Annotated in this window: 9 protein-coding genes and 1 pseudogene; 4 read left to right on the top strand and 6 right to left on the bottom strand. The window is 47.7% G+C overall.

Translation table 11 applies throughout. The features are described 5' to 3' along the window. Positions 1 to 118 (top strand): annotated as a pseudogene (locus tag IXC47_RS19615) (IS30 family transposase); the annotation flags it as partial. A gap of 450 nt (positions 119 to 568) precedes the next feature. Here IXC47_RS19615 and IXC47_RS18920 read toward each other — a convergent pair. The 5 genes from IXC47_RS18920 to phnC are packed head-to-tail and all read right to left on the bottom strand — an operon-like array spanning position 569 to position 4,915. Next, positions 569 to 1,426, bottom strand: a complete 858-nt coding sequence (locus IXC47_RS18920; protein WP_011872575.1) for a LysR family transcriptional regulator — start codon at positions 1,424 to 1,426, stop codon at positions 569 to 571. Beyond that, positions 1,423 to 2,433, bottom strand: a complete 1,011-nt coding sequence (locus IXC47_RS18915) for a phosphonate dehydrogenase (protein WP_011872574.1) — start codon at positions 2,431 to 2,433, stop codon at positions 1,423 to 1,425. Before IXC47_RS18915 ends, IXC47_RS18920 begins: the two co-directional genes overlap by 4 nt. 8 nt (positions 2,434 to 2,441) lie before the next feature. Then, positions 2,442 to 3,239, bottom strand: coding sequence for a phosphonate ABC transporter, permease protein PhnE (phnE, locus tag IXC47_RS18910; protein WP_011872573.1), 798 nt, complete (start codon positions 3,237 to 3,239; stop codon positions 2,442 to 2,444). Positions 3,240 to 3,256: 17 nt separating this feature from the next. Continuing rightward, positions 3,257 to 4,117: a phosphate/phosphite/phosphonate ABC transporter substrate-binding protein gene (gene phnD / locus IXC47_RS18905; protein ID WP_011872572.1), complete on the bottom strand. Its 861-nt coding sequence runs from the start codon at positions 4,115 to 4,117 to the stop codon at positions 3,257 to 3,259. Between the two features lie 9 nt (positions 4,118 to 4,126). Further along, complete coding sequence (phnC, locus tag IXC47_RS18900) at positions 4,127 to 4,915, bottom strand: phosphonate ABC transporter ATP-binding protein (protein WP_011872571.1); 789 nt, start codon at positions 4,913 to 4,915, stop codon at positions 4,127 to 4,129. A gap of 679 nt (positions 4,916 to 5,594) precedes the next feature. Here phnC and IXC47_RS18895 point away from each other — a divergent pair. Continuing rightward, positions 5,595 to 6,755, top strand: a complete 1,161-nt coding sequence (locus IXC47_RS18895) for an IS30-like element ISHar4 family transposase (RefSeq protein ID WP_011872570.1) — start codon at positions 5,595 to 5,597, stop codon at positions 6,753 to 6,755. A gap of 138 nt (positions 6,756 to 6,893) precedes the next feature. On the opposite strand, the gene IXC47_RS18890 is transcribed toward IXC47_RS18895, so the two are convergent. Continuing rightward, positions 6,894 to 7,385, bottom strand: a complete 492-nt coding sequence (locus tag IXC47_RS18890) for a hypothetical protein (RefSeq protein ID WP_195876713.1) — start codon at positions 7,383 to 7,385, stop codon at positions 6,894 to 6,896. Between the two features lie 442 nt (positions 7,386 to 7,827). Between IXC47_RS18890 and IXC47_RS18885 the strand changes: the two genes are divergently transcribed. Beyond that, complete coding sequence (locus tag IXC47_RS18885; protein ID WP_195876712.1) at positions 7,828 to 8,271, top strand: hypothetical protein; 444 nt, start codon at positions 7,828 to 7,830, stop codon at positions 8,269 to 8,271. Positions 8,272 to 8,555: 284 nt separating this feature from the next. After that, the gene (locus IXC47_RS18880; protein ID WP_230089663.1) at positions 8,556 to 9,113 is read left to right on the top strand and encodes a hypothetical protein; all 558 of its coding nucleotides are present in this window, start codon (positions 8,556 to 8,558) and stop codon (positions 9,111 to 9,113) included. Positions 9,114 to 9,883 lie beyond the last annotated feature (770 nt).

Genomic DNA, 9,883 nt, shown 5'->3' with positions numbered 1-9,883 from the left:
TTACTCGCAGGCTCAATTGAATGCTGTTGCCAGACAACTCAATGAACGACCGAGAAAAACCTTAAACTACGAAACACCGGCTCAACGGTTTTATCAATCTGTTGCATCCACCGGTTGAAACCGCCACCCAAAGTGGACGTTGAAGAATAAATATTTTTCTATAAATTCTATGGAAGTTCATATCTCTGAGTTGGGTGTATTTATAAACTTGATTGGATGTCGATATCGCCACTATCGCACTATAGTATTTCAATGGACTGCCCGTAATTGCCCTTGTATTGGAGCAGCCCGCGAACGGCACCACCTGTTACATCTTCCCTGGGAAGATCTAGCGGCGCGTGCGTTTTTTCTTCTTCCAGTATTCGGCTTACGAAAAGCTGGCTCGGCTCGCGGCGTGGGCATCATTTCAGGGCAATCTTGATGATTATTTTGATACTACATTTACGCGTGCAAATCGGTTGGGAGACTCAGTGATTAAATCCGTGTCTCCCTAGCAATAACGTGGACTGAATTTTTTCAGAAGAGGATATCAAAATGCTGCGCGGCTTATGCTTCGCAAAGCGCACTGCTACTGTCGCAGGAAGTCTACGAATTTGCTTTCGACGGAATCAGCCGAAGTGCAATTGCGATGTATGACGTAAATATCTTTTTGTAGAGTGTCTCCGTCGATACGCAAGACATTAAACTGGCGACTCAAAACTTCATCCGTGACTGCACCCGCCAATACCACTGAGACGCCAAGACCTGCCTTAACCGCATGTTTTACGGCTTCGGTACTGCCAAGTTGCATCGCTACATTAATACGCAAATCTCTAGCACCCAACATTCTCTCAATGATGCGGCCGGTTCCCGTCCCTTTCTCTCCACCGATCAGTTCAATGCCATCCAACTCTTCGAGTTGGATAGTAGATCGGCCTGCCCACGGATGGGATGTGGGAACGATCAACACCAGTTCTTCGGACCGCCAAATGCTTGCAGTAAATCCCGACCGGCTGTCCCACCATTCCATGACGGCGACGTCAATCTCCAGTCTTTGCAATTTATCAGCAATACTTGTGTTGTCGGCAATGACAATATCCAGCTTGACACCGGAACGCCGCTGAAATTCCTTCAAATAGGGCTGTAACAAATAAATTCCGACGTTAGAGCTTGCTCCGATTGTCAGCGATGACCTGCGGAACAGATCGCTGGCCTTTTTAGAAATATCGATCAGCATCTGCGCGTAAGGCAGTAACGCTTGCCCCTCGGTTGTGAGTTTGCTTACGGCATTGCTTCTGTCTATCAATACGGCATTTAAAGATCGCTCCAGCTGTTTGATATGTTGCGTTAATGTCGATTGTGAAAGTCCACGATGCATGGCGGCTCCGCGAAATCCGCCATGCTTCGCGACTGTCAGGAATGTCTCCAGCTTTTCTAAATCGATCACGCCGCGACTGATGCCTTAAGTGGTTCATTGAGAGCACCGTCAGGCCGTTGCCCGGCAAGAGCCTGCAGAATGCTGTGAGCAGAATATCGCTCGATTTCCAGCCGTACTTTTTTTACGCCAGAGCCCACATGAGGGGTAAAAAGTGTTTGCGTCCGATTGTTGAGCAAGGCTTGTGGCACCGTCAATGGGCGGTCTGGGCGTGCCCATTCTTCCATTTCAAATACATCGGCAGCATATCCTGCCAAATGACCTTGGTTCAAAGCCTCTACCACCGCATTTTCATCAACAACGGAGCCACGCGATGTATTAAGAAGATAGCTTCCACGCCTCATTTTAGAAATTGCATGAGCATCGATCAAATGGAAAGTGTCAGACGTCATGGGAAGCATGGGAACAACAAAATCACTGCAAGTCAGCAATTCATCGAATGATACTTGCCGTGCATTCCATGCTTGTTCATCGACAGGATTGAGCGGAACGCTGTCGCAGTAAACGGCGTTCATTTCAAATCCGGACAGTCGTTTGGCAATGGCCTTTCCTACGCGTCCCATTCCGATTATTCCTATGGTGCTGCCAGCCAGGCCAGCACCATAAAGCTTCGGTCGCCAGCCATGAAACGTCCCGCTTCGGACATGATCGTCACCAGCCATGACATGGCGCGTTAATCCAAGCAAAAGGCCTACGGTTAACTCTGCGGTTGGCACCGTCAACAAGTCCGGCACGATACCGAACCAGACACCGCGCTTTGTACATGCATCGACATCGAAATTGTCATAGCCTTTCAGCGCTGCAAAAACGATCTTCAATTTCGGACAAGCGGCGAGGAAGCTGTCGTCAACACTGTCAGGCATGAATGCCATGACGGCATCTGCATCCTTTGATCGACGCAGCAATTCTTCGCGCGGTAATGTTTCAAGCGTGTCGTTAGTCACGACTTCCGCAACAGACGACAGCATTTCGACGATTTCAGGGTGTACCCAATGCGTGATTACAATTTTAGGTTTCATGTTTAAAGTTATTTGAAGTGTTTACGAAGAAAACCGCTGAATCCATCGACCAGCGTCACCATGGCTAGAATGACGATAAGAATGGCCGATACTTCCTGATACTGCATGATGCGCAATGAACCCATCAGTTCAAACCCGATGCCGCCTGCTCCAACCATCCCCATTACCGTCGAAGCGCGGAAGTTATATTCCCAGCGATAGATGGCGGTATCAGCCATTTGCGGGAGTACCTGCGGTAGAACGCCATGGAAGATTACTTGAAGCGGACTGCAGCCTGCCGCTCGAGCGGCTTCAATTGGTGCCTGATCGGTATGTTCGATTGCCTCGGCAAAGAATTTTGCGATCATGCCAACTGAATGCAGCGCCAAGGCCAATACGCCAGGCAAGGCACCAAAACCGACTGCCGCGACAAAAATAATTCCCATGATCAGCTCTGGAATTGAGCGCAGTCCATTCAGCAAGGTCCGTGCAAAGTGGTACACCAGCGGATGAGGGGTAGTATTGTGCGCTGCAAGAAAGCCCAATGGAAGAGATAGCAGCACTGCGATTGACGTACCGGCGACACTCATGGCAAGCGTATCCGCTAATGGACTGATCCAGCTACGCAGCTGCGCGAAGTTTGGGGGAAACATTTCTCCCATCAGACTGATCAGGCTGGGAATGCCCTCACCCAAACGTTCGGAGTTGAATAAATCAACGTAGTACCAGCAAAAAAAGATGATTGCAAAAGTAGCCGCGACAAATATGAATGAGCGATTCCAGCCCTGTCGATGCTGCGCCAGCACAACGTTGAATTCAGCTTGCATTGAGTGCTTTCAAATGATTAAAACTTTGAGAGGTCTAGTTTGAGCAGACTGCCTAGGTTGCGAACGACGTCGTAGTCCTTGTCAGACGCCGGGCCAAAGCCTTCAGCTTTGAAAGGCTTCAACACTTCCGGATCTTTCATCTCAAGAAACACCGTGCGAATTTTGGCTTTCAATTCAGGCTTCAAATTGGAACGCATCGTCCACGGATATTGTGGAAATGGCTTGGATTCCGCGAGTACCTTGACCTTGTTGGGATCAATCATGCCGCGTTGAACCAACACCTCGAAAATCGGTTTGCTGAGACCACCTGCCTGGGCATGACCGTTTTGCACTGCCAACGCCACGGCGTCGTGCGCACCGACAAAATGTTCGCGATATTGTGTGCCGGCCAAAAGCCCACCTTCAGCAAGCATGGACTTCGGAATCAAGTGACTTGATGTCGAAGCTTTGTCACCATAGGCCACGTCCTTGTTGGCAATATCCGCAATACTGTTGATACCGGCGCCAGTATTGACGATCAACACAGCCTGATAGGTTGTGCTGCCTTTTTGCTTGATCGCAGCAAAAGGTTCAATCTCGCTTTTCTGACGTGCCAGCACATAAGACAAGGGGCCGAAGTAAGCCAGGTCGATACGACCGTGACGCATAGCTTCTATCATCGAAGAATAATCAGTCGTTACAATCAACTCGATTTTCTTGCCTAGTGCCTTTTCAAGATACAACTCCAAAGGCTTATTGTTTTTGATGACAGTAGATGCGTTTTCATCCGGCAGCAAAGCTACCTTTAAGGTCTCTGGATCAGGATTGGGAGCCGCAGTCGCGGCACCGCTCAACAACGTGATTGCCGAGAGCAGCAAAGCCGTAAATATTGATTTCATTGTCATTCCTTACATTGATAAGTTTAAGATTGAAGCGAACGGCATGGTCGGTACTTCCGAAACGGTAGATGGTTTGGCGTCATACAGTGCTGCCAACACGTTCTCATTCAAATCGGTCGGAACCGCGTCGAACATCACCTTGCCGTGGGCAAGTCCAACGATTCGGTCTGAATATTTGAGTGCAAGATCGACTTGATGGAGACTGACCACTGCAGAGATGCCATCTTCTTTGCAGATTTGACGAAGGATTTCCAGCACCTTCTCTGAGGTTGCCGGGTCAAGACTGGCGACGGGTTCGTCGGCGAGTATCAGTTTTGGTTGCTGCGTCAATGCCCTGGCAATCCCAACGCGCTGTTGTTGCCCGCCGCTTAATTGATCGACACGCGTAAGTGCTTTATGCAATAGACCGACACGATCCAGCGCTCGCAATCCGATTCGTTGTTCTTCTTGCGATAAAGGGAAAAGACTGCGAAGTGTGGTGTGATAACCTAGGCGGCCCATCAGCACGTTCTGCAAAGCAGTGCGACGAGCGATGAGTTGATGCTGTTGAAAGACCATACCGGTCTGACGACGATGTGCCTGCAATACACGTCTGTTTTGCAACAGCCCCAATCCAACGACATCAATCGTGCCAGCGCTGGGTTGGCACATCATGTTGATGCATCGAAGCAGCGTCGACTTGCCCGCGCCAGACGCCCCAAGGAGAACGGTGAACTGTCCCTTGTGGAGTTTGAGCGAGGTAGAACGTAAAGCATAGGTATCGCCGTAGCGTACCGATACATCATTAAGTTGAATCATGGCTTGCACCCCTCTGATTTCTATTTGTAATCAATCAAGTTGATTGATTACGAATTCGAATGAGGCAATGTTAATGCTCGATTGTTACGAGTTCATTACAGAAATTGCGTGCCTATATGAAATGCATAGCGACTGACTGAGCATAGTTTTGCAGCCAAACTTTCGCGCGTATATAGAGTTGTATGGATATCAGGTATGAAAGTTTAAAGACACTGCTCTTACCATAGCTGACGGTTGGCAAACTCAAAGATCCCGCCGGATTTGTTGTGCGCTTGAATGAAATGTTGCTGGGATTAGCGAGTAAATATTTTTTAATTATTTAATTGGTTCAATTTCTCAGGGCCAAATTGATAGAGGCCACGTTGGAAGTGGCGTGGCCTCTATCTTTCACAAGCATGTTTGATGAGCGGTATATTTACCTACCGCGTTTACTGCCTATGGCTAAGGAAATGCGGAAGAAATCAAATTCCGAGTGACCGGCGGCGTAGTACGCATTCTTTTCCGCGCCATGCTAAGTTTCGCGATTTTTTCGTGTCCGCGACCACGTTTCTTATTTCACGGCTCTTTCGAGGCGATATACTGGCGCTGACGGCCGGCATCATTAACCGTCCGCTTTTGGCGGCGGTTTCAACCGGTGGATGCAACACACTAAAGGCTATGCAGATAGCGGGAGTGTGTCATGGAGCGTCGCACAAGGATCATCTATACCGATAGTCAGAAGGCTGTAATGTGGGAACGCTGGAAGAAGGGAGAATCTCTTCAGCAGATCGCACAGCTCTTTGACCGCAATCATTCCTCCGTGCAGCGGATACTTGCAGAAAGTGGCGGCATCAAGCCGCCGCACCGTACCCGCTCTATAAGATCACTAACGCTAGCTGAACGCGAAGAGATCTCTCGATCCATCGTTGCAGGTCACTCTATGCATACCATCGCCAGAAGTATAGGCAGATCACCATCGACAATCAGTCGCGAACTCAACCGCAACGGCGGTGTTGAAAGCTACCGAGCAGCTGATGCAGACAAGGCCACGTGGGAACGAGCGCATCGCCCTAAACCTTGTAAGCTCCTGCAGAATCGACCGCTAGCCAGTATGGTTGCCGACAAGCTGCGCCAGCAATGGTCTCCACAGCAAGTGGCCGGCTGGCTCAAACACATCCATCCCGATGATGAGGAGTTTCAGGTGTCTCACGAAACCATCTACAGAACCTTATTCATACAGACACGCGGTGCCTTGAAGAAGGAACTGACAGAGCACCTGAGACGCACTCGAGTCATGCCTCGCTCCCTTCATCACACCCAGAAGACAGACAATCACGGCAAGATCAGCGATGCCGTATCGATCAGCGAGCGGCCTGCGATGGTGGAAGATCGTGCTGTGCCGGGTCACTGGGAAGGCGATTTGCTATGCGGAAGTGCGAACAGTCAGATTGCGACGCTAGTGGAGCGCCATACGCGCTATGTCATGCTGGTGAAGATCGATAGGAAAGATACGCAGACGGTGGTCAATGCGCTCATCAAGCATGCAGGGAAACTACCGCAAGAACTGTATAAGTCACTGACATGGGATCGTGGCAAAGAACTCGCTGACCACAAGCGCTTCACACTAGCGACTGATATCCAGGTCTATTTCTGTGATCCAAGAAGCCCGTGGCAACGAGGATCAAACGAAAATACCAACGGACTGTTACGGCAGTACTTCCCTAAAGGGTTGAATCTCTCTGGCTATTCGCAGGCACAACTCAATGCTGTAGCAAGACGATTGAATGAACGACCAAGAAAAACACTAAACTACGAAACACCGGCTCAACGGTTTTATCAATCTGTTGCATCCACCGGTTGAAACCGCCGTCGAAAGCGGTCGTTCATTTCAACTTAGATATCTTGGCAGACTTGAATGCGAACGTTTGACGACCTTGCGCTGCTAACCATAGACAACATAAATGCTAAGACTTATTACGCCCCTCTGAATGATGTTGCCCTATTTAGCAACCTCAATAACTGCAGGCGCTTCAAATCGATTTCCTTTTGTAGAAACGGCAAATATTTTCGCATTTTTCTCGTCGCCTAACTTGATGTCATCAACCAGTTGTCTATTAACTTTGACGATATCGGAAATAAGGAATATCGCTTGCTCACCGGGCGACAATGTCCGTGGCTGTTCAGTGCCCGCGTAGAATGCATGATTGGGCAAATCAAAATCTTGATAGCCTGCTTCGAGAATTCGAACGGTAGTGCTTCCAAGATTTGTAATTAAAACAGCGGGCTGAAGATTTTCCCTCTCTTCTACGCCACTTAACATTCTTAAATCCAGTGGATTCAACGGACTTTTTTCGAACATCATTTTTAATTCAACTTTTATTTTTTCCTCGACGGCATCTTGCCTTGATTGGTACTGGAAATAGCCAGTCGCACCCGAAATAGCAAGGGCGAGGGCTGACATGCCAAGGGACAAGGCTTCATATTTGTTCATCGGCTTCTAAGAATTAATAAACTAATTGGGAATAATAATACGGATCTACAATTCGCGGCATGCGCTAAGTTGACATGCTATTGAATGAAAAAACAAACGTCCGCTTTGAGTCGAAACCAGACATCTATACAAGTCCAGCGACCCTATCATCTTAAACGCAAATCGGTGGCAACGTTGAGATGCGACTAGGTGGCAACTTTGCTTTGCGAACCGGTGGCAACCTTCATGCGAATATTCACAAGCTGCTGATGATATCGCTGGACGCCGTACATTTTCACCTTCCCAAGGCCTTGATGCAGCCTCTCTTTGAATGCCCTTCAATTTGGTCGAGTGAAATAGCCTAACTTGATCAGCAAATTAATCCACTGCATTTCTAAAACGAAGCGTAGATAGTAAAAAAATAAAAATTGATCGAGCACTCCAAAATCAACTGTTGAATAAAATGGCTAATGCGTATCCGCACAGAGTGCGTGACCTTTTTAAAGGTATTGACCAACAAACAGAAGACAACTACGTTGCGAATTTGCTTTATCTTGAGGAACTGGGATTGGTTGAGTCGGGGCTTACGCAAGCCTTAAGTGGAGACTTTATATCCGTTGGGCCCAAAATCAATGCAAAGGGTATTGATTTTCTTGCAGACGAAGGAGGCGTATCTGCAATTCTCGGCACAGTGACAATTCGTATTCATGAAGACACGATCCGACAACTAATAGCAAAAAGAATTGATGAGTCGACGTTACCCCCAGAAGAAAAAGTTCGCTTGCGAGATCGACTTAAAGATCTTGAAGGCAAAACTTTTGAGCACTTGACGATGAAACTACTGGATGTCGGTCTTTCCGATTGGGGTAAAGTTTTAACGACCCTGCAGTCAACGATCGGTTTATAAAGATCCGATCTACACTCTGCCATAGAAATGTCAGTTTGCCACGGACGGGTCAACTGCTTGAATTCCTTGATGTGCCGATACAGGCTCGCCTTCCCATAAATATGGGATGGCATTTATCAATCTCACAGTTATATTGTTCAGCTTGCGCGAGAATATTCATACAAGAACAAATGCGCTGTCTTATTGTGCGATGAATGTCGAACCTCTGAACATGTTTTCGACACCTCTCTGTTGTGTGGCTATCCTATACTTCACTGCAAAAATTCAATTTATAAATTTCAACGATGATCGATCTTGGTACAACAGATTTTTATATTGCCGTGCCAAGCATGCCTCGAGATGAGTTCGAAATCTACTCCATGCAGCTCTTCGATGAATGGGAAGCGTACTTAGAAAGTACTCTTCTTCTTCCAGACTACTCGATTGCCTTAAATGTCGAGGAAGGCTCTGTAAAAGGCGGTGGAAAAATTGCCGTGTTGCTCTATGCTTTATATATGGGCATTGGGAATTACGGCTCATTCATGTCTGGCCTAGAAATCATTTCAAATCAGGTCAAATCAGCGGGTGATTATTTAGCGAAGCGCGCAGCCCTCCCTTTCGTGGCAAGCGACGTCAAGACAAAGATTCGTAAAAATAGTGGGTCTTTGACGCAATTGCAACGTTTGTTTGTGAAAGTGCAAAATGGAAAAGTTACTGTTGAGCAGGCGATGATTGAGGCGCGTGTCATTCTCGGAGAGGAAAGCGAGGCCGTTCCAGAATTTGTTCGTGATCTTCAAGGTGCATTTGAAAACGCGCCTTTGTTTCCGCAACAAATATGCTCCCTTTGGAAACGACCGAATTAATTCCGACATCTATAGCACTTGGCAAAAGCCCGACACGTTTATCTGATCCAGCCCCTAAATTTCCTCCAAGTCAGCAATTCAGAATCGAAGTGTGGCGAGAATCCAGAAAAGATAAAAGACAAGTTCGTGTTATTGAATTCAAGTGATGCGCCAATCCCCATTAATGCACAAACAGGTGAGTACTTATTATGTTCAATAACGCCAGGTTGTACTTCAACTTGTATGCCGGTCCCGTTGTGCTGCTAATAGCAAGCTACTTCTTGCATAGCTTCGGTTATCAATCAGAAGACAATCCGTATATATCGCAATTCGGTAGTTATATGGTCTACGCCGGTAAAGCAGCTGCACTGGTCGCAGCTGTGTGGACTGCTAGAAATATATGGAAATTATGGCGTGCTTTTCAAGGCATCGGCGATGTATGTCAACGATGCGGGGGGCCTGAGACATACATTTCGAATGGTCGCTACGGCCCGTACTACAAATGCTGGAAATGCGGATCAAACTGTTCCGAACGTAAGCATAATTAGTTCGTGACCAGTTCCTCCGAGAGAGATATCCAAACATTGGTATCACTCCAATACCGTCTGACGTCATCTACGTGCTGAAACTATTGAGCCAGCCTGAGCCGACCGACGTTCCTCAACGGTAGTTGTCAACGAAGTTGTCGCGTCACTTCAAGCAGCTAACTTCGATATTTCAGGTGTAGCCCGTTCCGGGTTGAGCCACACCTCGTCCGTCAATTTCCAATTTCTTGTGGCGCCCGACCAGCG

It is taken from the genome of Herminiimonas contaminans, from assembly GCF_015645465.1.
Taxonomy (GTDB): domain Bacteria; phylum Pseudomonadota; class Gammaproteobacteria; order Burkholderiales; family Burkholderiaceae_D; genus Oxalicibacterium; species Oxalicibacterium contaminans.
Note: the sequence above shows the minus strand (reverse complement) of the source record. Positions and strands in the feature narration are given on the sequence as shown.

Bases quoted from the DNA above. Each gene is read 5' to 3' on its own strand.
- IXC47_RS18890 (WP_195876713.1), bottom strand. From the start codon at position 7,385: ATGAACAAATATGAAGCCTTGTCCCTTGGCATGTCAGCCCTCGCCCTT.
- IXC47_RS18885 (WP_195876712.1), top strand. From the start codon at position 7,828: ATGGCTAATGCGTATCCGCACAGAGTGCGTGACCTTTTTAAAGGTATT.
- IXC47_RS18915 (WP_011872574.1), bottom strand. From the start codon at position 2,433: ATGAAACCTAAAATTGTAATCACGCATTGGGTACACCCTGAAATCGTC.
- IXC47_RS18895 (WP_011872570.1), top strand. From the start codon at position 5,595: ATGGAGCGTCGCACAAGGATCATCTATACCGATAGTCAGAAGGCTGTA.
- phnD (WP_011872572.1), bottom strand. From the start codon at position 4,117: ATGAAATCAATATTTACGGCTTTGCTGCTCTCGGCAATCACGTTGTTG.
- phnE (WP_011872573.1), bottom strand. From the start codon at position 3,239: ATGCAAGCTGAATTCAACGTTGTGCTGGCGCAGCATCGACAGGGCTGG.
- phnC (WP_011872571.1), bottom strand. From the start codon at position 4,915: ATGATTCAACTTAATGATGTATCGGTACGCTACGGCGATACCTATGCT.
- IXC47_RS18880 (WP_230089663.1), top strand. From the start codon at position 8,556: ATGATCGATCTTGGTACAACAGATTTTTATATTGCCGTGCCAAGCATG.